26 protein-coding genes and 1 other RNA gene are annotated in these 25,579 nt (G+C 54.1%); 15 read left to right on the top strand and 12 right to left on the bottom strand.

Going from position 1 to position 25,579, the window contains the following annotated elements; genetic code table 11:
- Positions 1-281 precede the first annotated feature (281 nt).
- The 3 genes from TH19_RS02295 (at position 282) to dapE (ending at position 3,277) form a co-directional block, all read left to right on the top strand.
- Complete coding sequence (locus TH19_RS02295) at positions 282-977, top strand: pyrimidine 5'-nucleotidase (protein WP_114100675.1); 696 nt, start codon at positions 282-284, stop codon at positions 975-977.
- Between the two features lie 194 nt (positions 978-1,171).
- Entirely contained in the window at positions 1,172-2,017 is an 846-nt protein-coding gene (dapD, locus tag TH19_RS02290; protein ID WP_114100674.1) for a 2,3,4,5-tetrahydropyridine-2,6-dicarboxylate N-succinyltransferase, read from the top strand.
- 120 nt (positions 2,018-2,137) lie between these two features.
- Positions 2,138-3,277, top strand: coding sequence for a succinyl-diaminopimelate desuccinylase (gene dapE, locus TH19_RS02285; RefSeq protein ID WP_114100673.1), 1,140 nt, complete (start codon positions 2,138-2,140; stop codon positions 3,275-3,277).
- Here the strand turns inward: dapE and TH19_RS02280 are convergent.
- Entirely contained in the window at positions 3,244-3,966 is a 723-nt protein-coding gene (locus tag TH19_RS02280; protein ID WP_114100672.1) for a TetR/AcrR family transcriptional regulator, read from the bottom strand. The two genes, dapE and TH19_RS02280, sit on opposite strands and share 34 nt — an antisense overlap.
- A gap of 174 nt (positions 3,967-4,140) precedes the next feature.
- Between TH19_RS02280 and TH19_RS02275 the strand changes: the two genes are divergently transcribed.
- Positions 4,141-4,809 carry a glutathione S-transferase family protein gene (locus tag TH19_RS02275; RefSeq protein WP_114100787.1) on the top strand — a complete coding sequence of 223 codons (669 nt, stop codon included), beginning with the start codon at positions 4,141-4,143 and terminating at the stop codon, positions 4,807-4,809.
- A gap of 138 nt (positions 4,810-4,947) precedes the next feature.
- Here TH19_RS02275 and TH19_RS02270 read toward each other — a convergent pair whose 3' ends face one another.
- On the bottom strand, positions 4,948-5,556 hold the full coding sequence (locus tag TH19_RS02270; protein ID WP_114100671.1) for a glutathione S-transferase family protein: 609 nt from the start codon (positions 5,554-5,556) through the stop codon (positions 4,948-4,950).
- A 158-nt stretch (positions 5,557-5,714) separates the two neighbouring features.
- Here TH19_RS02270 and TH19_RS02265 point away from each other — a divergent pair, with 158 nt between their 5' ends.
- Positions 5,715-6,593, top strand: coding sequence for a LysR substrate-binding domain-containing protein (locus tag TH19_RS02265; protein WP_114100670.1), 879 nt, complete (start codon positions 5,715-5,717; stop codon positions 6,591-6,593).
- Between the two features lie 55 nt (positions 6,594-6,648).
- Positions 6,649-7,017: a DUF1636 family protein gene (locus TH19_RS02260; RefSeq protein ID WP_114100786.1), complete on the top strand. Its 369-nt coding sequence runs from the start codon at positions 6,649-6,651 to the stop codon at positions 7,015-7,017.
- Positions 7,018-7,028: 11 nt separating this feature from the next.
- Here TH19_RS02260 and TH19_RS02255 read toward each other — a convergent pair whose 3' ends face one another.
- Both TH19_RS02255 and nudC read right to left on the bottom strand, forming a co-directional pair.
- Positions 7,029-7,829, bottom strand: a complete 801-nt coding sequence (locus tag TH19_RS02255) for a transporter substrate-binding domain-containing protein (RefSeq protein ID WP_114100669.1) — start codon at positions 7,827-7,829, stop codon at positions 7,029-7,031.
- An 89-nt stretch (positions 7,830-7,918) separates the two neighbouring features.
- Positions 7,919-8,845, bottom strand: a complete 927-nt coding sequence (nudC, locus tag TH19_RS02250; protein ID WP_114100668.1) for an NAD(+) diphosphatase — start codon at positions 8,843-8,845, stop codon at positions 7,919-7,921.
- A gap of 192 nt (positions 8,846-9,037) precedes the next feature.
- Here nudC and ffs point away from each other — a divergent pair.
- The 4 genes from ffs to recR all read left to right on the top strand — a co-directional run bounded on the left by ffs (position 9,038) and on the right by recR (position 12,195).
- Positions 9,038-9,132, top strand: an RNA gene (gene ffs, locus TH19_RS02245) — signal recognition particle sRNA small type.
- A 155-nt stretch (positions 9,133-9,287) separates the two neighbouring features.
- Positions 9,288-11,159: a DNA polymerase III subunit gamma/tau gene (locus TH19_RS02240; RefSeq protein WP_114100667.1), complete on the top strand. Its 1,872-nt coding sequence runs from the start codon at positions 9,288-9,290 to the stop codon at positions 11,157-11,159.
- A complete protein-coding gene (locus tag TH19_RS02235; protein ID WP_114100666.1) occupies positions 11,156-11,479 on the top strand; it encodes a YbaB/EbfC family nucleoid-associated protein in 324 nt (107 codons plus the stop codon). The genes TH19_RS02240 and TH19_RS02235 overlap by 4 nt, the downstream gene beginning before the upstream one ends.
- Before the next feature lie 122 nt (positions 11,480-11,601).
- Positions 11,602-12,195: a recombination mediator RecR gene (recR, locus tag TH19_RS02230; protein WP_114100665.1), complete on the top strand. Its 594-nt coding sequence runs from the start codon at positions 11,602-11,604 to the stop codon at positions 12,193-12,195.
- Positions 12,196-12,341: 146 nt separating this feature from the next.
- Here recR and aroQ read toward each other — a convergent pair whose 3' ends face one another.
- The 7 genes from aroQ to TH19_RS02195 form a co-directional block, all read right to left on the bottom strand.
- On the bottom strand, positions 12,342-12,788 hold the full coding sequence (aroQ, locus tag TH19_RS02225) for a type II 3-dehydroquinate dehydratase (RefSeq protein WP_114100664.1): 447 nt from the start codon (positions 12,786-12,788) through the stop codon (positions 12,342-12,344).
- Positions 12,789-12,857: 69 nt separating this feature from the next.
- Positions 12,858-14,729, bottom strand: coding sequence for a bifunctional sugar phosphate isomerase/epimerase/4-hydroxyphenylpyruvate dioxygenase family protein (locus TH19_RS02220; RefSeq protein WP_114100663.1), 1,872 nt, complete (start codon positions 14,727-14,729; stop codon positions 12,858-12,860).
- 121 nt (positions 14,730-14,850) lie between these two features.
- Positions 14,851-15,507: a GntR family transcriptional regulator gene (locus TH19_RS02215; protein ID WP_114100662.1), complete on the bottom strand. Its 657-nt coding sequence runs from the start codon at positions 15,505-15,507 to the stop codon at positions 14,851-14,853.
- A gap of 10 nt (positions 15,508-15,517) precedes the next feature.
- Complete coding sequence (locus TH19_RS02210; protein WP_114100661.1) at positions 15,518-16,366, bottom strand: shikimate dehydrogenase family protein; 849 nt, start codon at positions 16,364-16,366, stop codon at positions 15,518-15,520.
- Positions 16,367-16,377: 11 nt separating this feature from the next.
- Positions 16,378-17,646: a TRAP transporter large permease gene (locus tag TH19_RS02205; protein ID WP_114100660.1), complete on the bottom strand. Its 1,269-nt coding sequence runs from the start codon at positions 17,644-17,646 to the stop codon at positions 16,378-16,380.
- Entirely contained in the window at positions 17,643-18,125 is a 483-nt protein-coding gene (locus TH19_RS02200; RefSeq protein WP_114100659.1) for a TRAP transporter small permease, read from the bottom strand. The genes TH19_RS02205 and TH19_RS02200 overlap by 4 nt, the downstream gene beginning before the upstream one ends.
- Positions 18,126-18,232: 107 nt before the next feature.
- Positions 18,233-19,258 (bottom strand): DctP family TRAP transporter solute-binding subunit, encoded by a 1,026-nt coding sequence (locus TH19_RS02195; protein WP_114100658.1) that lies wholly within the window; start codon positions 19,256-19,258, stop codon positions 18,233-18,235.
- A 438-nt stretch (positions 19,259-19,696) separates the two neighbouring features.
- Between TH19_RS02195 and TH19_RS02190 the strand changes: the two genes are divergently transcribed.
- The 4 genes from TH19_RS02190 (at position 19,697) to TH19_RS02175 (ending at position 24,067) form a co-directional block, all read left to right on the top strand.
- Complete coding sequence (locus tag TH19_RS02190) at positions 19,697-20,431, top strand: Crp/Fnr family transcriptional regulator (protein WP_114100785.1); 735 nt, start codon at positions 19,697-19,699, stop codon at positions 20,429-20,431.
- Positions 20,415-21,782, top strand: a complete 1,368-nt coding sequence (locus TH19_RS02185) for an adenylate/guanylate cyclase domain-containing protein (protein ID WP_114100657.1) — start codon at positions 20,415-20,417, stop codon at positions 21,780-21,782. The genes TH19_RS02190 and TH19_RS02185 overlap by 17 nt, the downstream gene beginning before the upstream one ends.
- A gap of 113 nt (positions 21,783-21,895) precedes the next feature.
- Positions 21,896-22,381: a flagellar assembly protein FliW gene (fliW, locus tag TH19_RS02180; protein WP_181846270.1), complete on the top strand. Its 486-nt coding sequence runs from the start codon at positions 21,896-21,898 to the stop codon at positions 22,379-22,381.
- 198 nt (positions 22,382-22,579) lie between these two features.
- Positions 22,580-24,067 (top strand): DUF4139 domain-containing protein, encoded by a 1,488-nt coding sequence (locus TH19_RS02175; protein WP_114100655.1) that lies wholly within the window; start codon positions 22,580-22,582, stop codon positions 24,065-24,067.
- Between the two features lie 69 nt (positions 24,068-24,136).
- Here the strand turns inward: TH19_RS02175 and TH19_RS02170 are convergent, their stop codons facing one another.
- The gene (locus TH19_RS02170) at positions 24,137-24,754 is read right to left on the bottom strand and encodes a hypothetical protein (protein WP_114100654.1); all 618 of its coding nucleotides are present in this window, start codon (positions 24,752-24,754) and stop codon (positions 24,137-24,139) included.
- 205 nt (positions 24,755-24,959) lie between these two features.
- On the opposite strand from TH19_RS02170, the gene TH19_RS02165 reads away from it, so the two are divergent.
- The gene (locus tag TH19_RS02165; RefSeq protein WP_114100653.1) at positions 24,960-25,535 is read left to right on the top strand and encodes a hypothetical protein; all 576 of its coding nucleotides are present in this window, start codon (positions 24,960-24,962) and stop codon (positions 25,533-25,535) included.
- Positions 25,536-25,579: the final 44 nt, after the last annotated feature.

Raw genomic sequence — 25,579 nt, 5'->3', positions numbered from 1 at the left:
TCTGGCGAACAAGAACCCCATACCCGTTCCCGCAAAACTGGCGGAAAACAGTCAGGAAATCCGTATATTTACCCCAAGGATTCCCTATATCTTTGTTCTTGCAGCGGCTTTTAAACCCCCACCTGCAATATTTCGACCCTTAAGTGCCTGCATCAAACGCATAACAACAATGCCAACCTGCGTAATGCAGGGCAGTTGTTTGCAAGATCGTCAGGATCGCATACAAATGACCCGGTATTCGAACCAAGCCCCCGCGAAATTAATGCTTAAGGCCACCCGACATGACTCTGTCTGCGAAAAGCACCGCTTCCCTGCCGCGTCTGAATTCCGAATCTGTTCTGATCTTTGATCTCGACAACACGCTGTATCCGGCCGCCTGCGACCTGTTCACACAGGTATCGGCACTGATCGGTCAATATGTGCGCGACACACTGAAACTCGAAGCAGACGCAGCCTATCGCGTGCAAAAGGATTTCTTCCATCGCTATGGAACGACCCTGCGTGGCCTTATGACCGAATATGAAATCGATCCGGCGGACTATCTTGCCAAGGTTCATGATATTGATCTGTCTGTTGTGTCACCGGCACCTGATCTGGCCGAGGCCCTTGATAACCTGCCGGGCCGCAAACTGATTTTCACCAATGCATCGCGCGGACATGCCGAACGGGTCATGGACCGTCTGGGCATCGCGGATCGGTTTGAAACCATTTTTGATATCGTTGACGCCGACTACATTCCCAAGCCACAGCAACATCCCTATGACCGGTTGCTGGCACGTGATCGCGTTGACCCAACCCGGGCGGTCTATTTCGAAGATATGGCCAAAAACCTTTTGCCGGCCAAGGATATGGGTATGACCACGGTTTGGGTGAATACCGACGTCGAATGGGCCCAGAATGGCAGCGATGATCCGCGCATTGATCACCAGACAACCAACATTGTCGATTTCCTGCGCAATCTTGCCACCGTTTCGTAAACCAAAGGCCGATTTGTCACGGTTCTAAGATTGAGCTTCGCGGCCTGATCCGTTATGTCTATCGCGCATAGGGATCAGGAACGGTGAAATGCCCCAAAAGGGCACTTCTACGCAAACTGGCGGAGTTGACTTCATGGGCTGCATTGACCATTCTCCGCCCGACAGATTTAGGCTGACCGCAAGGACCTTCGAAAATGAACAGAACTGAACTTGAAGGCGTGATTAACGTCGCTTGGGAAAACCGCGACGAAATTAGCTCCGCCACCCAGGGCGAAATCCGCAAGGCCGTGAACCAGACGCTGAATGCTCTGGACCGTGGCGAACTGCGCGTTGCCGAAAAGATTGATGGCAAATGGGTTGTCAATCAGTGGGCCAAAAAGGCGGTTCTGCTGTCTTTCCGTCTGAATGACATGGCCACCATTTCCGGCGGTCCGGGCGAAAACACCAACTGGTGGGACAAGGTTCCGTCCAAGTTCGAAGGTTGGGGCGAAGCCGAGTTCAAAGAGGCCGGTTTCCGTGCCGTTCCGGGCAGCATCGTGCGCCGTTCGGCTTATGTCGCACCGGGCACCGTCCTGATGCCGAGCTTTGTTAACCTTGGCGCCTATGTTGATACCGGCGTTATGGTTGATACATGGGCGACTGTTGGTTCCTGCGCACAGATCGGCAAAAACGTTCACCTTTCGGGTGGTGCTGGTATCGGCGGCGTTCTTGAACCGCTTCAGGCTGGTCCAGTCATCATCGAAGACAATGCATTCATCGGTGCCCGTTCGGAAATCGTTGAAGGCGTGATCGTCGAAGAAGGTGCCGTGATTTCGATGGGTGTCTTTATCGGCGCTTCGACCAAAATCATTGATCGCACCACCGGCGAAACCTTTGTCGGTCGTGTTCCGGCATATTCCGTCGTCGTTCCGGGCAGCCTTCCGGGCAAGCCGCTTGCCGATGGCACCCCGGGGCCGAGCCTTTATTGTGCGGTTATCATCAAACGTGTTGATGAAAAAACCCGTTCCAAAACCTCGATCAACGAACTGCTGCGCGACTGATTTCTGTTCCGCGCAACAGGGATGATCTATAAGGGCAAAACGGCCAATCCGTTTTGCCCTTTTTCATAAACGCACCTAATCGAACCTGTTACTGCCTGATCACCAACAAGAGATTGCCCAATGTCCGCCGCCCTTGAACTTGCCCAGTCACTGATCCGTTGCCCATCCGTAACACCTGCTGACGCAGGGGCACTTGATGTCCTGCAAAAGGCGCTTGAAGCGCGCGGTTTTGATTGCAAGCGCAAGGTCTTTGACGGCGATGGCAGCGATGCGATTGACAATCTTTATGCCCGTTTGGGCACCAAGGGCCGCAACTTCTGCTTCGCCGGTCACACCGATGTGGTTCCCGCAGGCGATACCAGCGCGTGGACTGTTGATCCGTTCGGCGGCGATGTGATTGATGGCCGTCTGTTCGGGCGTGGTGCAGTTGATATGAAAACCGGCATCGCCTGCTTTGTCGGCGGTGTTGATGCCTTTCTGGCGGCAAACCCTGACTTTGATGAAACAATTTCCTTCCTGATCACTGGCGACGAAGAAGCCGATGCGATCAATGGCACAGTTAAACTGGTTGAATGGTGCGACCAGGAGGGTGAAAAATTTGATTGCTGTCTGGTGGGGGAACCGACCAACCCCAAATATCTCGGCGAAATGATGAAAGTCGGTCGCCGCGGTTCCGTAACCGGTTGGCTGACAGTCTTTGGCGCACAGGGTCATGTGGCCTATCCGCATCTGGCCGATAACCCGGTGCCGCGCATGATCAAGACGCTTGATGTGCTTAATTCCCGCGAACTCGATCAGGGCACCGATCATTTCCAGCCCAGCAACCTGGAAATCACCACGGTCGATGCAGGCAATGCCGCCACCAACGTGGTCCCGGCCAAGGTCAGTGCCGCCTTTAACATCCGCTTTAACGATCAGCATACCGGTGCCGATCTGAAAAAATGGATCGAGGACACCTGTGCAGAACATGCCGGCACGCACGAGCTTAAAGTCAAAATCTCGGGCGAGGCATTTCTGTCCAACCCCGGCAAGCTCGCCACCCTGATTGCCGATGCATCTGAAAAAGTCACTGGCAAGCGCCCGGAAATGAGCACTACCGGCGGCACGTCCGATGCCCGGTTCATTCAGAAATATACCGAAGTCGCCGAATTTGGTCTGGTTGGACAATCCATGCACAAGGTCGACGAACATGCGATGGTTGATGACATCGAAAACCTTGTCACGATCTATGCCGAAGTTCTGACCGGCTTCTTTGACTGATCGACGACGTCACTTTCTGACACGTTTTCGTCCTTTTCCCCGATCTGTTTTGATCGGGCATCAAGGATCGTATCGCGCGTACGTTCAAGAATGCGATCTGCCGTGTCGTCATCAACGGCACGGCTAAGAACCACGGCGCCCACCATCATCGCCAACATGGCCGTTGCTTCCTGTTCATAGGATTCGGGCACATCGCGCGGTTTATCATCCCCGTCAATATTGATGTGGCGGTCAATCCCCGGAACGGCGTCTTCCTTGGCAAGTTTCCAGGCAAGCTTTTCACTCGCCTGATTGATCAGTTTGGAAAAAGCCGTGCGCGCTTTGTCCCCTGATCTGGAAACTTCGGTCGACAGGGTCGGCAGGGCGCAACCCATATCCGGGTTTTCAATATGCAGCCGCGACAGATAAAGTTCGGCAAAAGACGTTACCCAATCATTGCCAAGCAGCTCTGCCTTGCGCAACTTTGCCAGAACCGGGGATGACAGCAACGACATGCCGTTCTCGACACAGGCGACAAACAGGTCTTCCTTGTTTTTGAAATGAGCATAGAACCCGCCGCGTGTCAGTCCGGCGGCCGCCATCACCTGATCAATCGTCACATTTTCAAATCCGTGCTTTTTGAAAAGTGCGGTTGCCGCATTCAGAATACGAATACGGGTCTTTGGCTTGTGCTTTGGGTCATAGGGCATTGGCAACTCCGCGGGGCTGTCCGGATCAACATTCCGATAACCTTGCCACATCACAATAATATGTTCTTGAACATATTATGAGGAACGCGATGCTGCGTGCAAGTGCGGTGCACCAAACCGGTTCAAACCGACCGGACTGGCTACGTGCCGTATCATGCAGCAAAGGACACCACCATGTCAGATGTGATGATTGTCGGAATGCCCCGCAGCAACCTGACCCGAACCGTGCGTATCATGTGTCTCGAAAAGGAAATCCCGTTCGAATTCACCAGCCGCAATGTGCAGATGCCGGGACAAAGTGCGACACCAACCGTCTTGCGCCACAATCCGTTTGGCAAGGTGCCGGTCCTGATCCATGGATCGTTCGTTCTTTATGAAACTGCCGCCATCTGCCGATATATCGACGATAACTTTGCCGGTCCGCGCCAAAGCCCGGTCAAAGCCGAAAAGATTGCGCGCATGAACCAGTGGATCAGTCTTGCCATGACAAGGCTTGATCAAAACATCATCCGCAAATTTGTAATTCCGATGGTGTTTGCCGATCATCAGCAACGCCATGACCCGGCCTTTGCAACCCAAATCAATCAGCAGGCCGACATCATTCGTCATGATCTGTCGGTTCTTAATGAGGCCTATTGTGATGGCTGGGCAGTTGGTGATCGTTTCACCATTCCGGACATGATGATCATGCCGATGCTGCATTATCTCAATGTCATGCCCGGCGGTCCGGAAATGCTTGATGATGTCCCCAATGTTCTGGATGCCTACCACCGTTTCAAGGGACGCAGTTCCGCCGCACAGACTGATCCATTGCTGCCCGAACAGATTTTGAAATCCGCCTAAGGCCCCGATACCGCTCCCCGATGTTCCCCTTAATCGCATCGGGGTCTTCAGTCACCACAGTCAGGGAATAACTTCCTTCCCCTTTCCCCGGAAACGGGTGGATTTCCTGTCTGTGGTGACTGCTTTTTTTAAGACAACTCAGGGTGTCCAGGTAATCGGCACATATCCCGGAAGTGCCTCAATCCGTGCAAGCCATGCCCGGATACCCGGATAGGGCTGAAGACTGATTTTCCCAAGTTCCGCCCGGTGCGTATAGGCATAAAGCGAGATATCAGCAATCGTCAGCGCCTCGCCCACCAGCCAGTTATGGTCCGACAACCGCCGCTCCATCAGGTCAAGTGCGCGCTTGGCACCGGCCTGTTTCATCGGCTCGAAGATATCGGCATTGTCCGGGAGTCCCTTGATCTCGTACCAGGAAATCAGAACAGCGACGTTCGGCTCGTGGTCATATTGCTCAAAGAACAACCATCCCATCATTTCGGCCCGTTCAAAACGGTCATGGGGGATAAAGTTTGTACCTTCGGCCAGATAGCCCAAAATGGCGTTACTTTCCGCCAGAACCCGCCCGTCATCCAGAACAAGGGCCGGGATCTTGCCGTTCGGGTTGATCTTTTCGAGATATTCGGGCGTGCGGGTTTCGCCTTTCATGATGTCGCGTTCGACATACTCAAAAGATTGTCCCAGCATCGAAAGCAGCAAACGGATTTTATAGCCGTTCCCCGACATCAGATAGTCGTTCAAAATCATCGTGAAATTCCTTGTGGCACATGCATCAAAAGCATTCGCGTTAAAGCATTGGCCGGCCAGCTCCGATATTTGCCGCTGGATGATTTTCAAACAATCGAATAGTTTTGACCCAATAGTTCAAATAAATTGATCATAATTTCTGATCAAAGGATGATGCCATGGATTCCGACCTGCTGCGCAGTTTTGTCGCCTTTGCCGAATGCGGCAGTTTCAACCGTGCTGCCGATCGTATCGGGCGCACGCCATCGGCCTTTTCCATGCAGATGAAACGTCTGGAAGAACTGGTTGATAACAAGCTGTTTGAACGCGACGGTCGTAATGTTCATCTGACCAATGACGGCATTACCTTTGTTGGTTATGCGCGGCGTATCCTGTCGCTTCAGGACGAGGCCATGGGCAAGTTGCGCACACAGGATGCCTCGCGCCCGATCCGTATTGGCTGCCCGGATGACTACGCCCAGAAAATCCTGCCCGTTGTCTTGCGCGCCATCCGCAAGGCCCATCCCAATGCGACATTCTTTGTCTCGGTCAATCCAACCATCCTGCTGCAACGGATGCTTGATCAGGGGGAACTTGATATCTCGCTCGTCAGTCGCTCGGCTATGGGAGAAGAGGGCTATTTCCTGCGTCATGAACCGGGTGTCTGGGTGACGTCCCCCATTCATCGGCAACATGAACAGGACCCGCTGCCGCTGGTTCTTCCGGCCGAGGATTGCAAATTCCATGCTTGGGCCATTGATGCGATTTCAAAATCCGGCCGCCCGTTCAGCCTGCTTGCCACGACAAGACAAGCCGCATCTCTTTTACATCTGGTACGTGACGGTCTTGGTGTTGCCGCCCTTGCCGCAGCCAGTGTCACCGATGAATTCCAGATTTTGGACAGTCGCGACGGCTTCCCGCCCCTGCCCGCCGTGGGCGTTGCGGTAATGCTTGCCGAAGATTCCCATCCCTTGGTCAGCCGTCAGTTGGCAGGGGCGATTCAGGAATATGTTAGCCAAAATCTTGAAGATGACTTGACCGAGGCGGTTGCAAGCTGATTGGATGCCCGCCCCGTAATTGCCCGTCAAAAACCCCTTCATCAAAGATCAAGTTATGCCCGCCAAACCACGCCTGAATATCTGCATCACCTGCACCGCATCACATGCCGATGCCCAGACCGATCCTCGTCACGGTAAACAGCTGTTTGATCGCATGACAGAACTGTGTGCAGACCAGGATTTGCCGTTTGACCTGCGTCCGGCGGAATGTCTGAACAATTGCAAATCGGGCTGTTCGATTGCCCTGAATGGTGCGGGCAAGTGGGGATACGTCTATGGCAATGTCGATCCCGATACCATGATCGACGATCTTTGCGATCTGGCCCAACGCTACGCCGAAAGTGAAGAAGGAATTGTTGCCTGGCGCGAACGCCCGGAAAGCCTGCGGCGCAATGTCATCGCCCGCATACCGCCACTTGACTAGGATATCCGTCCCTAGCCCGATACACCGATGTGAAGTTGTCGCCACAACCGTTCGACTTCACCGGTCGCCAGAAGTTCTGCAATCAGTGCATTGAATGCATCAAGGGAAATGGCAGAATCTTTGGACAGGACAGAAACAAGGTCATATGTCGCGTCCGGTTGATCCGCAATGACGATACGGTCGCGCAATCTCGGATCATCGACCAGTTGCCGGGCAAGAAAACCGGCTGACACGATGGCAATTGGCGCTTCATTGGCAAACAGGCCGGCAAGAACCTCGCCTTCGTTGTAGTGCAGCGACACATTGAAATTATCACGCAGATATTCAGGGTCGGCATTATAATTGGCGAACCCGTAATGGAAGCCCAGAACACATAACAACCGATGCGCCGTTACATCCGAAAAAAGTTCCTTGGTATCGGTGCGGTTTGAAAGCGCAAGATAGATATCCTTTTCGCGAACAATCGGGTTCGACAGCAGAACATCATAATCCGGCCAGTCCCACTCTGCGCTTTCCAAAAGCACCAGATCAACTTCACCCTGTTCAATCGCCTGATATCTGCGCCGCGACGACGTTTCAGCCAGTTCAAAGTGATAGTCGTCCTGCATCCTGTTCATAAGAGTAATCAGGGCCGGGACAAGACCCTTTGGCTCGCCATTTTCAAAAAAATAGACCACGCCATATTCATATGCCCCGACCTTGACCGGAACCGGGTCTTTGGCATGTGCAGGCAGGGGTTCAAATACCAATGACAATGCAACCAGCATCAAAAACGCCAGAATTGCATTCCATTTTGAACGGATTTCCTGCACCAAATCTTTGTCCTGTAATACCTGTGCCCGACGGGTCGTCTGAAAGGTTGTGCCGATCGGATCAGCACAATCACAATGCCCCTTGCTTTCTATATGAGCCCGGCACACCAGTTTTCCAGAAGGTAGCGTGCAATTGAGATCGGACGCGGCAAATTAATGCCTCTTTCGGGCAATGTCGGCACATCGTCGCGATGCACCCACAGGGCAAATTCGATCTCTTCCTTATCCGGGATCAGTTCGGTTGTTTCTGCCTCGGCGACAAAGCCAAGCATCAGGGAACCGGGAAATGGCCAAGGCTGGGACGCAACATAATGCGGGCGTTTGATCCGTACACCGACTTCCTCATAAACTTCACGCGCCACCGCCTGTTCAAGAGTTTCGCCCGGCTCCACAAATCCCGCCAGCACCGACACCATATTGGGCATGAATTGCGGCGATCTGGCCAGCAACACATGGTCTTGATGATGGATAAGCATGATCACTGCCGGGTCCGTGCGCGGGAAATGGGCCTTGCCGCAATTCGGATTGGTACATTGCAACCGGTAGCCGGCCTCTTCAATCCGGTTGGGATGCCCGCAGGCCCCGCAAAACTGATGTCCGCGATGCCAGTTGAAAATCGCACGTGCCTGGGCGGCCAATGCCGCCTCGTCACTTGAAAGGGCGGCCATGCGTGTGCGCATATCGCCAAACCCGCCACCAAGGGCACGCACGGCATCATCACGTTCGGGAACCACCGGGGCAATATCAACCGCGATCACCGGGCCACTTGCATCCCGCCCGATATAAATCCAGTGCCCGCCATTCAAATCAACATCCAGATAGGCAATTGCAGGCCCGCCCAACACCACCAGTTCATGGGCATCCATATCCTCTGGCCAGGCAAAAAGCGGATCACCATCGTGACAGACCAGAATACGCAGCGACTCTTCTGCCAACAGAATCTGTTGCCAGTTTTGGGTTTTGCGCAGCACGGCATCACGATCAAGATTGATGGATTCGTAAAACTGCCTGTTCATGGCGGTGCGTTTCCTTGAATGGGGCTTGTCGGAAACCGGTCTTTCAACCTGTTGAGGTTCCCGGCTTTTATGTGGGGATTTGTGGCGACATTAACGCGGACGCCAGCCCGCCAAAAGCCACGATTGCGTCATGATAGAAAAAATCCCAGCCAACGCTTGCGTTTTGGTGCCTGTTGCGCGATATAGGGGGCGAGAGGCTGGCAGTGGACGGACCGCTCGCCAACCCGGTCAGGACCGGAAGGTAGCAGCCGTAACGAGTTTTTCCGGGTCGTTGTTCAGTCTCTCACCCTTATCTCTCCCCGAACATCCCCTTGTTTTTTGTCATGTGCCTTACATCTTCGGGCATGTGGTTTTTTGTGTGGGAAATTTCCCACTTGGTCTTTCCCATCGCCGATGGAAGCTGCTAAAACCGAACTGACTTTAAACATGCCGGACCGGATGAATGAGCGATCAGATCGAGACCGCCAGCCAGGATATGCCCGAAAGCAACGCCGCAGCACCAACCAGCGCCGCGCCCGCAGCCGGTGACACCGATACCGCCCCCAAAAGCGAGTATCAGGTTCTTGCGCGAAAATACCGTCCGAAAACCTTCGAAGAGCTGATCGGTCATGGCCCGATGGTCAAGACCCTGTCAAACGCCCTTGAAAGCGGACGTTTGGCCCATGCCTTCGTTCTGACCGGTGTGCGTGGTATCGGGAAAACCACAACGGCCCGTATCATTGCCCGTGCGCTGAACTGCATCGGGCCTGATGGCAAGGGCGGGGCAACGATTGAACCGTGTGGTGTATGCGAACATTGCCGGGCAATTGCCGAAGACCGCCATGTTGATGTTTTGGAAATGGATGCCGCGTCGCGGACCGGTGTTGATGACATTCGCGAACTGATCGAAGGCGTTCGCTATCGCCCGACATCGGCACGCTACAAGATCTACATCATCGACGAAGTGCATATGCTGTCGAAAAGTGCGTTCAACGCGCTTCTCAAGACCCTTGAAGAACCGCCAGAGCATGTGAAATTCATCTTCGCGACCACTGAAATCCGCAAAATTCCGATCACGGTTCTGTCGCGCTGTCAGCGCTTTGACCTTCGCCGTGTTCAAACTGACGAACTGGCCGCCCACTACACCCGCATTGCCGGGCTGGAAAAGGCAGAGATCGAAGAAGAAGCCGTCGCCCTGATCGCCCGTGCGGCTGATGGTTCTGTCCGTGACGGTATGAGCCTGCTTGACCAGGCGATTTCGCATGGTGCCGGCAAAGTCACCACCCAGCAGGTCCGTGATATGCTGGGCCTTTCGGATCGGTCACGCATTTTCGATCTGTTTGATTTCACCATGAAGGGCGAAATCAACGAGGCGCTTGAACTTCTGAGCGCGCAATATGCACTGGGTGGCGATCCCGCCGTGATGTTGCAGGATATGCTCGACCTGACCCATTGGCTGACCCGTGTGAAACTGTCGCCCGATGCCGCCAATGATCCCGGTGTTTCACAGATCGAACGTGAACGCGGCAAGGAAATCGCGGCCAAACTTGCCATGCCGCAGCTTACCCGCGCATGGCAGATGCTGCTTAAGGGGCTTGAAGAAACGCGCATTGCGCCTTCGCCCATTCAGGCCGCTGAAATGATTCTGATCCGTCTGGCCTATGCTGCGGAAATGCCATCGCCGGGTGATCTGATCAAAAAACTCCGCCAGGACATGGCAAATGGCGGTGCCGGTGCCCCGCAAGGCGGCGGCGGGGGCGGCAATGGCGGCCCCGGCCCGCGTATGCAGGTGGTTAATGGTGGTGGTGGTGCCGCGGCAGTGGCCCAGCGCCGCCCGGACCCGCTTGGCGAACCAGAACAGGTCGAACAGGTCGTTTACGCCAAAATGCCTGAAAGCTTCGCCGAGGTTGCGGAACTTCTTGGCAAGGACCGCGAGACCACCGGCATTGCCATGCAGGTCAAAAACTATATGCATCTCGTGAAATACGAACCGGGCCGGATTGAATTCCGCCCGGCACGGGGTGCGCGTTCAGACCTTTCAACACAATTGATCAAGGCGATGAATACCCTAACCGGGCATCGCTGGCTGGTCAGTGTTTCTGAACGCGAAGAAGGGGCACCGACCCTTAAGGAACAGGAACTCGAGGCACTGGAACAGCGCAAGGCTGACGCCTCGCAGGACCCGGTGGTCAAAGCCATCCTTGATGGTTTGCCAAACGCAAAAATCGTTGCCGTCCACCTGCCACCCGGACAGGAAACGTCCGAAGGTGAAGAGGACGAAAGCGGTTCCGTATATGACGACGCATTTTATCTCGAAGGAGACGACGAGCTATGAAGAACCTTGCAGGGATGCTGAAACAGGCCCAGCAAATGCAGACCAAAATGCAGGAAATGCAGGAAAGTCTGGTTGAACTCCAGGTCGAAGGCCAGTCCGGTGCGGGCATGGTCAAGGTGATGCTCAATGGCAAAGGCGAAATGCGCGGTCTTTCGCTTGATAAAAGCATCGTAGACCCGAACGATACCGAGGTCCTCGAAGACCTGATCGTTGCGGCCTATAACGACGCCAAGGTCAAGGTCGAAGCCGCCGTTCAGGAAAAGATGAAAGACGTCACCGGCGGCATGAACCTTCCCGAAGGTTTCAAACTGCCGTTCTGATTTGTCATCGAACGCCATATAGTATTTCGTACATTCATCGTACGCGGCAAAGGGTGGCATTGCGCCGCCCTTTGTTTTTGATACAAGATCAGTACACTAACACCACCACAAACGGGATCACCATGACCGGACGGGAAATCGAAAATCTGATCAAGCTTCTGTCGCGCCTGCCGGGCCTTGGCCCGCGTTCTGCGCGGCGTGCGGTTTTACAGATGCTCAAAAAACCCGAAACCCTGATGATCCCGCTTGCCGATGCGCTGCATGAAACGGCTGCGGCCATGACCACATGCACCAATTGCGGCAATATCGATGTCACCGACCCCTGCCATATCTGTGCCGACCATAATCGCGGCACCGACATGATTTGCGTGGTCGAAGAAGTCCAGGACCTTTGGGCGCTTGAACGTGGCGGTGCCTTCAAGGGGCAATATCATGTTCTTGGCGGCACATTATCGCCGCTTGATGGTGTTGGCCCGGACGACCTTAAAATCGATCAGTTGGTCAATCGGGTGCGCAATGGCGATGTTGCCGAAGTCATCCTTGCCACCAACGCCACGGTCGATGGCCAAACCACGGCCCATTACATCACCGAACGGCTGATCGAAACCGGGGTAAAAGTCACCCGCCTTGCCCATGGCGTCCCGGTTGGCGGGGAACTTGATTATCTTGATGATGGCACCCTTGCGGCTGCCCTGCGGTCGCGCAGCTCGGTCTAGGCATTGATGTGAACCGCACAGGAAAGGGCAGCCAAATGCTGCCCTTGTTTGATTTCAATTCAAATCGTGTCGTAAATTTTCAAATCATTATTCGCCATATAACCGAACCAAATGGCGAATACGATATGAAAAAGCAAACCCGAAAATCAGCTTTTCTTGATCTTCTCTGCTGCCAGTCGCGTTGCCAGTTCATAGCCATACGCACCCGCCCCTGCCATCACCGCATCTGCCACCGAACTGATCCAGCTTTTATGGCGGAATTCTTCACGGGCATGCGGATTGGAAATGTGCAGCTCGATGATATAGCCGTCAAAGGTCTTAAGTGCGTCATGGATGGCCGCCGACGTATGGGTGTATGCCCCGGCATTGATGATGATCGCCGCTGATTTCAGGCGGGCCTCATGGATCAGATCAATGATCGCGCCTTCGTGGTTCGACTGCCCGAAACGCACTGAAACATTCAGTTCCTTGGCAAGCTCGACACATTTCGCTTCAATCGTTTCAAGCGTGTCATAGCCATAGATTTCCGGCTGACGCTGACCAAGAAGGTTCAGGTTCGGTCCATTGATGACAAGAATTTCCTGCACGCTCATTTCTGTATTTCCACCTTTTTGCCCGTCCTTGCATTTCGGGGGCTGCATAAGCCCGTCAGACGACCCTGTTTATTTCGCCGCCTCGCTGCGACGGTTCATGCGTGTTTGCGATGCCAGTCGGATCGGTGCATTTGCCGCCCCGAACCCGCGATACGCCCGCCGTTCAACCAGCTCAAAGAAGAAGCGGTTGGCAAAGGTGCGCGTATAGGCCTGATAATATTCACCTTCGTCATCACGATCATAGAGAATATTACGTGCGCGCAAACGATCAAGAAGTTCCGGCTCCAATCCGAACCGTGCTTCGATGTCATCGTAATAGTTTTCCGGGATCGGTAAAATCTCGACGCCGTTTTCTTTGCAATAATCAACCGATGCAAAGATATCGTCGCTCGAAAAGGCCAGATGTTGCACTCCACTTCCGAAAAACTCGTTCAGGAATTGCGAATGCTGGGTATGGGGGCTTTGCGACCCGTTAAGGATCAGGCGCACGGCATCACTTTGCACCACCTGACTTTGCACAAGGCCGCCCGGATCGGGAATATCAAGGGTTGGCATCTTGCCCAGATCAAAGATCGAGGTGAAATACAAAAGCCAGGTCAGCATTTCCTCATACTGCATCGAGTATGAAACATGATCGACTGCACGAAGCTTTGCCTTTGCGGTCTCTGCGGTGCTTGCCGGTTCAAATTCAACATCCCAGATGCGCGACAGCTCGCTGTGGTCATCCAGGAAATAAACAAGGCTGCCGCCAACACCGCGAATGGCGGGCATTTCAATTTCGCCCTCGCCAACGGCCTGACTGAACGGTGCAGCAAGAAGTGATTGCGCGCGGTCAAGGGTGGCCTTGGCATCATCAACCTTAAGGCCGACCGCACAAACTGACGGGCCATGCACGATGTTATAGGAATGGGCAAAACCATCCTTGTCGCAATTGATCACAAGGTTGATATCGCCCTGTTTCCACCATGTCACCGCCTTGGTCTTGTGGCTGCCGCGTTTTTCAAATCCAAGCCCGGCAAACAGCGTTTCAAGCTTGTCCGCCGTTTCTTCCTCGACCGCGAACTCGACAAAACCGACTTCCTGCGCATGCGCCTTGGGCGGCAGGGTCGTTGCCTTTTCCCCGACCTTGACGCCCTCGATCCCGTCGCCCAGATAAATCAGCGACCGCAAACCATCCTTGGCGACGTTCTTGGTCGAACTGGACCGGAACTGGTCATTGAAGATTTCAAGCGACAGCGGACCGTCATAACCGGTCATCGCCAGATTGCGCATGAACTCATCAAGCGGGAAGTCCCCCTGCCCGGGGAAACATCTGAAATGGCGGCTCCAGGACAGGGCGTCCATTTCAAGAATAGGGGCATCAGCCACCTGTACGAGGAAAATCTTGTCACCCGGGATCGATGAAATCGCGTCAAGCGGCACCTTGCGCGCCATGATGTGAAAGGTATCCAGCACCAAGCCGACATTCGGATGATTGGCCCTGCGCACCACTTCCCAACTGTCGCGGTAATCGCTAATATGCTTGCCCCACGAAAGAGCTTCGAACGCGATGCGCAATCCGCGCTTTGCCGCCCGATCGCCAAGTTCGGCCAGATCCTTTGCTGCCCGGTCAAGCCCGCCAAGCGATTGCGGCGAAACGTTTGAACAAACCATCAAAAGATCGGTACCAAGTTCTTCCATCAGGTCAAACTTGCGCTCGGCCCGCTCGAACGCGCGCGTGCGCTGGGGTTCGGGCATGCCTTCGAAATCGCGGAATGGCTGGAAAGTAACAAGCTTCAGGCCAAGGTCACGGATCGTCTTGCCAACATCGGCTGGTGATCCGTCAAAGGACAAAAGGTCATTTTCAAAAATCTCGACACCGTCAAAGCCGGCAGCGGCAATGGCATCAAGTTTTTCCTGAAGGTCGCCAGACAGTGAAACTGTGGCAATCGAGGTCAGCATTTTATCCCTCCGGACTACGCAAAGAGTGCTCCGGCCCCGTCGGGATATCTGCTGTGACTTGTCAGAAAATTCTGATCAAACGCGTCGGGCAGCTTGCAAAATGCGCCACCCGCCCAGCAGGTTAATCCTGTGAACGATGCCGGTAAGTTTCAATATGATCGGTCAGCCTTGCAATCGCGGCATCTGCATCGCGTGCAAGTGCCCGTTCGCAAAGTTCCCGATGCTCATCGATAATTTCCTGCCCACGGAATCCGTGGGTTTTCAGCTCGATCACGACATAGCGCCGGAACTGATCGAAAATCTCGCGGTGAAGCCGCAAATGAAGATCCGAACCGCATGCCGAAATAAGGGCCTGATGAAATTCCCGGTCATACTGGCTCCATCGCACAGTCAGTTCGCGGCTTTGCTCCACCACCATTTTCTTTTCAATGGCAGCCAGTTTGTGATGGGCCCCGGCAACGCGGGCTTCCCATTCAACATCCCCGTTCTTCATTGATGCGGTCAGACCGTCGCATTCAAGCAACAGCCGCATTGCCGTCAATTCCATGAAATTGGATGGCGATGTTTCGACAACCCGGAAGCCTTTCTGCCCCTCGACAAAGACAAAACCCGAAGCAACAAGACGATTAAGCACCTCGCGCAGTGTATTGACGCCGACGCTATAACGTTCCCGAAGCGCTTCAAGCTTAAGCTTCACGCCCGGCTGCAATTCGCCATACAAAATGTCATCGCGAATTTCGTTATAGACTGTCTCGGCAACTGTACTGCTGGTGCTCATTGCTTGCTCCCTACCCGGTCAATGCCTCGGGATAGGCACTGAAATATTCTTTTCTTGCAGCATCGGCATCGATTTCCGCCCCGCTGAAAACCTCGAATGCTTCAATACCCTGAAAGAAGAAAAGCTCAAAGCCGGTCATGACTTCCATGCCCGATTTCGCCGCTGCGCGCAGAAATGCCGTCTCGACCGGGGTATAAACCGCATCAAAGGCCCATTTTTGCCCGCCAAACAGATCAACATCAAACGGACAACCCGGATACTGGTTCATGCCAATCGGCGTGCAATTGATCAAACCGTCCGCAGACCGCACTGCATCGGCAAGGTCACTTTCGCCCACAAAAACCGCATTGGCATCCGCCGCAGTAATGGTCGCAACCAGTTCCTCGCCGCGGGCGACATCCTTGTCATGGATCAGGATCTTATCGGCACCAAGACCACGCAAACCAAACGCGGTTGCAAGCCCGACGCCCCCCGCGCCGAGCTGCAAGACCGTGCCCGGCTTCGCATCGCCAAATTGCTGGCGATAGCCGCGCATGAAACCGACAAAATCGGTATTATCCCCGCGCCAGCCGTCTTCGCGGAACACAACCGTATTCACCGCACCCAATGCCTCGGGCAGGCGTCTGCGTGGCGTAATCAGCTTGCGTGCGCTGGTCTTGTAAGGGTGGGTCACATTGACCCCGGCATAGCCGGTGTCAGCGCATTTGGTCAGTTGTTTGATCAGATCGAAATCGGCAATCTGATCGCTATCAAGATAGTCGTATGTAACATCCATCCCGCACATACGGCCCAGCAAAACGTGCAGTCGCGCAGACTGGCTCCGTGAAATGCCTTTACCAATAAGACCGAGCTTCAACATGGAATGGTATCCTAAAATCCAAACAGGTTAGGCAGGAAGGTGACGATGTCGGGAACAAAGGTGATGATGATCAACACCAGAAGCTCGACAATGAAGAACGGCATGATTGCCTTGATCATTCGAGCCATCCCGACCCCGGCAATCGCATCCGCAACAAACAGGCAAAGCCCCATCGGCGGCGTGATAAGGCCGATCATCAGGTTAAAGATGACGATGATGCCAAAGTGGGTCGGATCAATCCCAAGGCTGATCGCAATCGGATGCAGGATCGGCACCAGCACCAGCATCGCGGCAATGCCTTCAAGTACAAGACCAACTGCCAAAAGCATCAGGTTGATCAGGATCAGGAAGGTCGCCGGGCTGTCGACATAGCCCAGAACAAACTTGCTGATCGACTGCGGAATACCGGCAAATGTCATGAACCAGTTTGCCGCGGCAACCGTCGCCATAATGATCAGGATGCTTGAAGAATCGCGCATCGCACCGGCAAAGATACCCGGAAGATCACCCGGTTTAAGTTCGCGGAACACAAACAGTCCGACCACCAGCGCATAGAACACGGCAAAGCTTGCGGCTTCGGTCGGGGTGACAATCCCGGCCAGGATCGAACCAATCACGAAAACCGGCATGAACAGCGGGATCAAGCCATTCCAAAGCGCTTTAAGCTTTTCGCTCATATTCATGCGTTCGCGCGGTTTGGCGTAATCTTTGACAAAGAAACGCACATAGATCGAAAGCGCAATCGCAAGCAGAATGCCCGGAACAATCCCGGCAAGGAACAAGGCCGGAACCGACACATTGGTGGTGATCAGGGCATAGATAATCACCGGAATGCTTGGCGGAATGATCGGGCCGATCACCGAGGATGCAGCGGTCAGGGCCGCGGCAAAATCACGCGGATAGCCTTCCTTCTCCATCGACGGAATAAAGATACGGCCGATTGCCGATGTGTCTGCCACCGCCGATCCCGAAAGACCGGCAAAGATCACCGATGACCAGATATTGACCTGCGCCAGACCGGCCTTGGCATGCCCGACCAGCGCATTGGCAAGATTGATCACACGCGATGTAATGCCACTGGCATTCATCAATTCCCCGGCCAAGACAAAAAGCGGGATCGCCAGAATGGTGAAACTGTCCATGCCCGCAAAAATGCGCTGGGGCAGCAAATCAATCCCGAATGTCCCGGTACTGATATAGGCGACAAGTCCAAGCGCAATCGCAAAGGCAACAGGTGCCCCGATCGCCAACAGGACCAAAAGGCTAACGCCGGTAATCATGCCTCACCCCCGGTCGAATTCTTGTTAAAGGCCGATGCCAGACGCAGGATCGCAGCGATCACAAGGCATACACCGCCAATCGTGATGGCAATTTGCGCCCAATACATCTGAATGCCGATGCCCGAAGCAACGATCCCGCCGCGTTTGGCTGCAAAGATCCAGCCAGCATAGGCAAGAACACCGCCAAGGATCAGGGTCGCGGCATCAATGATAATCGTAAGCTTGCGGCGCAGGCGGGCCGGAACGGTATCAGCGACAATACTGAACGTGATCTGGGTTCCCTGGAGATAGGCAAATGCCACCCCGAACATGCAGCCATAGATCATCGCGTATTTCGCGACTTCTTCACTCCATTGCAGCGGGGAAGAAAAAAGATAGCGGCTGACACTACCAGCAAAAACAACGCCAAAGACTACGAGGATACTGAGCCCCGAAAGTCCGGCGAGCAAACGCTTGAACGCATTCTCTGCGCGTTGCATGGGTTCCCCCGGATCATCGCGGAAAATTCATATGCCCCGGCGGGCACGGTGGCGGGAAAAAGGGCAGGCCAGAAGAAAAGGAGGAACTTCCGGCCTGCCAATACCGATTACATCGAAGCTTCTGCTTCGGACACGGCTTTCTGGAGCTTCTCAATCCATGCCGCATCAATCTGACCCGAAAGCCAGTTGATCACAGCCGGCTGGGCTGCGTCGCGGAATGCTTTAAGCTGTTCTACAGTCGGCGTGGTGACTTCCATGCCTTCGGCGGCCAGTTTCGCAACACCGTCGGCAGAGTTGAACTGCTGGATCGCACGACCAACATTCGATGCGACACCCGCCGCACGACGCAGAAGCGCCTGATCAGCGTCGGACAGACCTTCATAGATCGCTTCGTTGATCACGATGAAGTCGGTGCCATATACGTGACGGTCAAGCGTCAGGTATTTCTGCATTTCATAGAATTTGTTGGCATAGATCACGCTGATCGGGTTTTCCTGACCGTCAACCGTACCGGTGGTCAATGCAGTCGGAACTTCCGGCCACGGAATCGGGGTCGGCTCGCCACCAAGGGCTTTGACCATCTCGACGAACAGCGGAACGGTCATGACACGGATTTTCAGGCCATCCATGTCTTTGGGCTCTGCAACAGCGCGTTTGGAGTTGGTGAAGTTACGGAAACCGGTTTCACCATAAGCCAGCGTACGAAGGCCGGTTTTTTCAAGGCAATGCGCGGCAAGTTCTTTGCCGAAATCACCGTCCAGAACGCTCCATGCAACATTGGCGTTCGGGAATACATAGGGAATATCAAGAACGGCTGCTTCCGGGCAAACCTTGGAAAACGGGCCGGAAACCATCGACATGGCAAGCGTGCCGTCCTGGGTATTCTGCAACAGATCGGTTTCACCACCCAGCGCACCGGCCGGGAAAAGTGCGACCTCAATACGGCCACCGGATTCTGCTTCGACAATATTTTTAAAGACCTGGGATGCCGCACCTTTTTTCGAGGTGGTCCACTCTGCCGGATCAACATGGGCAAAGTTCAAGGTCACGTCAGCTGCCTGCGCGGAATAACCGAATGACGCAGCAACCATTGAAACGGCACCGAACAGGGCACCCTTGGAAATCATCTTCATTACTTCCTCCCGATTGAACAAAATTCCGAGGACCGTGGTTGCTTGTAACACTCTTGTTCTTGTGCAGTCCGATTTCGGAATTAGGATAATTTAAAAAATATAGGAGATTTTGTCAAACATTCTATATTTTCCTAAAACCCGCTATTTTCTGCGGAAAATCATCTTTCATCTTGTCAGCCTGTCTGATTTTTCCACCCTCAAACCATGATTTTTCGCCCCGCTGCTCTGACAAATCATTCTTGTGAACTGACAAAATAGTGACAGGGCACGCACCGCGTTTCTTGTCCAACTGTCGGTTTCACATAGGTTTTGCCGAAAAAAACCGCCGCCACGGCAGATTTGAAAACAGCTTGCTGCAATTGCGGGTATTTGTGCTACTTTGGCACAGAAACTTGACGATTCGCCCCTTGAAGTAACGCTATTTCCAAAGTGAATTCCGTGAACAGTGTCAACGGCCCATCATCTCCGCAGCTTGCAAAGATCGCTTCGCGTATTCTGGCGGGCAGCTTCCTGTTTGAGGATCTTGATCCCGAACTGCTTGAACAACTTTCAAGTCAGGCCACCGTGCGCCGACTGGAAGATGGTCAGTTGCTGTTTGAAAAGGGAGCACCGGCTGACGGCCTGTACGCAGTAGAAGCTGGCAAGGTTCGTATTTCCTCGGTATCGGAAACCGGTAAGGAAATCGTTCTGAACGTTCTGGCGCCGGGTGCTGTTTTTGGTGAAATCGCTTTGCTGGACGGCGAACCGCGTACCGCAAGTGCGCGCGCAGTCGGGCCGACCCGTACCCTGTTTATTTCCCGCGATGATTTCTTTGAAATCTTTGACCGCGAAGCACCGCTGCGCCGTCATATCACGGCCCTTTTGTGCCGTCGCCTGCGCTGGGTCAGTGACCTTCTCGAAGATGCCAATTTCCTTGATCTTACCGCACGTCTGATCAAACGCATCCTGTGGCTGGCCGAACGCCATGGCGGCCCGGACCCCGAGGGCATCCGCATTGCCCTGCCGCTGTCGCAGCAGGAACTGGGCCTGATGCTGGGCGTCACGCGTGAAGCGGTGAACAAGAAACTGCGCGAACTGGAAAAACAGGGGATGATCACCCGGCGCGACGGTCGCCTGATCATCAAGGACAGCGACGGGCTGAAACAACTTCTTGCTGATGCCATCAAAAACTGAACCTTCGGATTCATTATTTGACCGCCTTGTCGCACGCGAGGAAAAACGCGGGCTGATCCTTGTCGCGTTTTTGCGCATCTGCATGCTGGCCTTTATCCTGTTGCTGTTCAGCAAACCGGATTCCCCGACGGGCAAGCTTTATACCCTGCTTGAAGTTCTCGGCTGGTTTATCCCCGGCGTTTTCATCCAGCTTTTTGTCGCATTTCGGGGCGGCAAGACATACTGGATGGTCTATCTGCTTGCGGTCGTTGATGCCGTCCTGATCGTTTATGTCTCGATCGTACCAGACCCGCTCAATCCCCTGATTGATCACCCGGCTTGGCTATATGGCTTTATTGTCCGTGACCGTGGCGTCGTCTTTTCCATGATCATGATGGCACTGGTCATCATGACCTTTTCGCCACGTTTGATTCTCTGGTTCGGGTTCTGGCTGTTTGTATCCTGGTGCGGGGCCATCTGGTGGCTGGCAACACGGCCCGGTGTCATTGTTTCGCAGCATTTCGGTGATGAATGGAACCCAAGCCAGCAGGAAATCATTGATACCTATAACCTGCCGGAATTTGTCGATATCTCGTCACTGGCCGAACAGGTTATCCTTGTTATCGTATTCACACTGGCCTGTGCGGTGATGGTTTCGCGCTTGCGCGTTCTGATCAATCAATCGGCAGCAGCCGAACGTGCACATGGCAACCTGGCCCGTTATTTCCCCACCGCCCTTGCCGATCAGCTTGCCGATCGTGACGAACCGGTCCGGGTTGGCGAACGGCGCGAATGCGTGATCCTGTTTGCCGATATCATGGGCTTTTCGCGCTTTGCCGAGAAACGTGACCCGCAGGACGTCATGCGGTTTCTCAATCAGTTTCACATGATCACGACAAGCCAGATCGGGGCCTATGGCGGGATTGTCGAAAAATATATCGGCGACGCCGTAATGGCGAGTTTCGCGGCCTTTGACGATCTTGATAACCCGGCGGCCAATGCCTTTTGCGCAGCACAGGCCATTATCGAGCAAGTCGCCGAATGGCAGGGCACTGATCCATCCAACGGCAATGAACCGCTCCGGATCGGGGTCGGGCTTAATTTCGGGGCAGCTGTTGTGGGGGATATCGGCCAGCGCGAAGCAGTCACCCCCGCAGTTATCGGTGCAAGTGTCAATCTGGCCGCCCGTCTGGAACAAGCCACCCGCGAGCTTGGCAGCGATATGGTCATCAGCACCGATTTCGCCCGTAAACTGCATCAGGAAACCCCGGTCGGGGCACCACTTCTTCTGGCCCGCTATAGCCAAAAGGAAACCATTCAGGTCAAAGGTTTTAGCGAACCGGTCGGTGTTCTGTTCTCTCCGGCGTTATAAGCTTGTTTACCAAATCCTGATATGACCATCAAACCCTTGAAATTATAGCGCCACGGCACAAGATGCTTTCATAAACCGAGGCCAATCCGAACGTGTGATTGCAGGAGGAAATGATGGTAACGACGTCTGACGTGAATACACCGGCTCCGGGCACCGTTCCGACTGCCGTAACGCTTACGACCCTGTTTGGTGAACGTGAATTTGCCTGGGACAAGGCCATTTACTTTCCGGCCGGCCTGAAAGGCTTCCCTGACCATAACGTCTTCGCACTGGCAAGTTTCCCCGGTGATGGCGCATCTTCCTTCATTCTGATGCAGTGCCTGACCGAACCGGAACTGGCCTTCATTGTTGCCCCTTACAATCTTGAAAGCGGCACAATCCGTGCGGAACATCTTGAACAGGCCTTTAACATTCACGGCATCAAGAAAGAGGACGGTGCGGTTCTTCTGATTGTGACCCTGCACAAACCCGAAGACGGCGACATGATCATGTCGGTCAATCTGCGTGCACCGATCATTATCGATACGGCGCGCCAGTCGGCCTATCAGCATCACCTTCCCGAAGTTGGCGGATATTCGTTCCATCACGTCGTGAACTGATCTGCCGTCCAACGCGCAAGGTTGAATTCAAATACCGGGTCAGGACCGAGTGGCGTCCTGCCCGGTATTTTTCTTTCGATCCCGAATGGGTCAGCACGGTGAAGATACCCGAAAACGTCTTTTCCTTTCCTTGATCCTGCCATCTTTTCACGCAATGGTAGTGGTTCCAAATCATGCAAAATCAATAAGGGACCGGAAATGGCAGGAACTTTGCGTAACCGTTTCGCCTTGGCAGCAATGCTGGGCAGTGCGGTATTTTTCGGACAGGATATCGAAGCGGCCAGCGCCCAAAGCACGGTCGAGGAACGCAACAATCTCGGACCGGCAATTCCGCTTTCGGCTGATACCCGCAGCAAATTGCAGCTGACCATCTATCCGGGCAACCTTTCACTCATTGCCGAACAGCGCAATACCGCGATCCCCGAAGGTCAAAGCACGTTACGAATTGCCGATCTTCCGACCACGCTGATCAATGATTCCTTCCTGCTTGGCACGGCAAAGGACAGCGATCTGGTCTGGATGTCGCTGCGCAATCACAGCAATGGCTATAACGCCTTTGATACCCTTCTGCGCGATCAGATCGGCAAAACGGTCACCATTCGTCGCGGCGATGATGATCTGGTCGAAGGCAAATTGATCGCGCTGACCCATATCGCGCTGGTGCAAACCGATGCAGGGATCGAACAGGTTCCTGTGGATCAGATCATTATCAGTGACCTGCCCAAGGATTTCATCCTGTCGCCGTCCATTGACGCCGATATCGCCACCACCGCCCCGCTTGACCATGTTTCCATGGCCTATCTTCTGGGCGGCATTGGCTGGAATACGTCCTATGTCGCGGCCTATGACAGTGAAAACAATCAACTCAAACTCTCGGCGATTGCACGTGTAACCAACAATTCAGGAAGCCACATCGACGGCGCTCAGCTTCGCCTTGTTGCTGGCGACATGAACCGGGTTGGCAATGCCCCGATGGCCAAGGGTGCGCGCACCGAAATGATGATGTCGGCAATGGCCGATGCCACTGCCCCGTCGGCGGGTGCACCGGATCGCGAGACGTTTGAAAACCTGCATGTTTATGGTCCCTTCAACGATCTTTCGATGAAGGACGGCGATACCGTCATCCTGCCATTGATTGATGCACAGGTCCTGCCGGTTGAACGCCGCGCCATTTTCCAGTCGGCCAGCAATCCCTATAGCATGGGCCAGGGCAACCCGGCCGACTTCGTCCGCCCGGATCTGGAACTGAAACTGACCAATGAAGGCGGATCGGACAAAAACAGCCCGTGGCCAGCTGGCATCGTTCGTATCTTTGCCAAGACCCCATCGGGTGATACCGGGCTTCTTGGCGAAAACTATATGTCACTGACCCCGGTCGGGCGCGATGCCACCCTGCCCATCGGTCAGGCCAGTGAATTGTCGGGTATCCGCGAAGTCACTTCCTTCTCGCGCAAGGCCCGTCAGAACCTGCCCGACGAAGTCAAAGCAGACCTGAACTGGACCATTCGCAATACCGGCAAGCGTGATGAAACCATCGTCATTCGGGAAAATGTTCCGTCTGACTGGCAGGTTACTGCGGAAAGCCACAAACATGAACGTGCCGAACCGGGCCTGATTACCTGGACTCTCAAGGTTCCGGCCAATTCGGATGCGAAAATCAGCTGGTCGGTTGAAAGCACCCGCTAAGACCTGACCCGATTAACTTGAACGGCTGCAAGACTTTCGGTTTTACAGCCGTTTTTGTTTGTCTTGCTGTCACCCTATCCGGTCCTTTCGGCTGCTATAGAACGACTTTGCCAACGGCATAAGAAGGGCTGTATCAGGCAACCTGTCAATCTGCCCGCACAGTTCCGCATAAATGCAAATCAGCTTGGTCAGAAGGACAAAAGCTTCCTGATTGTTAAGCCCGGCAAACTTGCCCAGAACCCTGATCGCGTCGGCTGCAACATCACAGGCAAGATCAATCTGCCCCGCCCCGCGCATGGCAAGAACCAGTGCCGCCAGGGAATAGCCAAGATCAAGACGTTCATTGTCATCCTTGCGCCCGATACAGTTGCGCAGCCGATCCCGTCTAAGCGACACCGCCTGACTGGCCGCATCAATCGCCCAGTCCCATTCTTCTGCCTCAAGTTCAAGCGCTGCGCGGTTATTAAGACTAAGTGCCAGTCCGGCAATTGCCGCATCGCGTGACGTTGAAAGGTGACTGGCAAAAATCAGATCGGCCTTATCAAACAGGCGCAAGGCACTTTCCCGTTCGTGATGATGCTGACTGCTTGCCATCTCAAGACAAAGCCTTGCTACTGCCAGCGAATTGGCGTCAATCTGTTCAAGGTAGGACAAACGCAACGCATATTCGTCCGATTTGTCCGTCATCCCGATCCCGCCAATCCGTTAATGTCATGCATCACGACCGGTTTGATCGCGCAGGGAAAAGACGTTCCAGAAGGGCGTTTTGTGAAGGATGCCGGACTGTGACCCTGTTTCCACGATAAGCTGTTTCACTGTCCCCGGCAGCCTGATAGGTTCAGACAATCGATTTCCATTTCTGCTTGCCCCACTGCCCGGAATTCAGCCCCAGATGAGCTTACAAACTGAAACCCTGCGCGCCCTTTATGGCACCTGGCGTATCGCCCGCGGCGATAAGGGTGGACTTGCGTTTTTCAATTACTCGCTTGTCGGATTCTGGCGATCCTTCTTTGCCGGTGTCATGATTTTCCCGGCTTTCGCCTTTTTGCGCTGGCATGACCTGATCAACGCGCCTGATGATTTCCCGCTGTTGCGCTACATGACCACCGAAATCATCGCCTATGTGATCAAATGGGTCGCCTTTCCGCTCCTGATGTTCCACATCACGACAATGCTTGGCCGCGCCGAACGCTATATCGCGTTCATCACGGTCTATAACTGGGCAAGTGTTCTTCAGATGGGCGTTTATCTGATTGCGCTTGCCTTGGGCGTGCTGTTCCCGATGCTTGGTGCGGGCGGATTTGTGATGATTGCCGTGATCGCGACACTGGTCTACAGCGTCTTTATCGCCCGACTGACCCTTGCCGTACCCATTCCGACGGCTGGCGGCATCGTCATTGCCGATTTCCTGTTATCGATCATCATCACATCAATTGGTATCCGTCTGGCGGTTGGGCAGCTATTCTAATTTTATAACAATTTGAAAAATCATCCTCATCAGGGAGAAAACCA

Origin of the sequence: Thalassospira profundimaris, assembly GCF_003326675.1 — a bacterium.
In the GTDB taxonomy this organism is placed as follows: Bacteria; Pseudomonadota; Alphaproteobacteria; order Rhodospirillales; family Thalassospiraceae; genus Thalassospira; species Thalassospira aquimaris.
The sequence above is the reverse complement of the archived record's forward strand: the minus strand, read 5'-3'. Positions and strand labels throughout refer to the sequence as shown.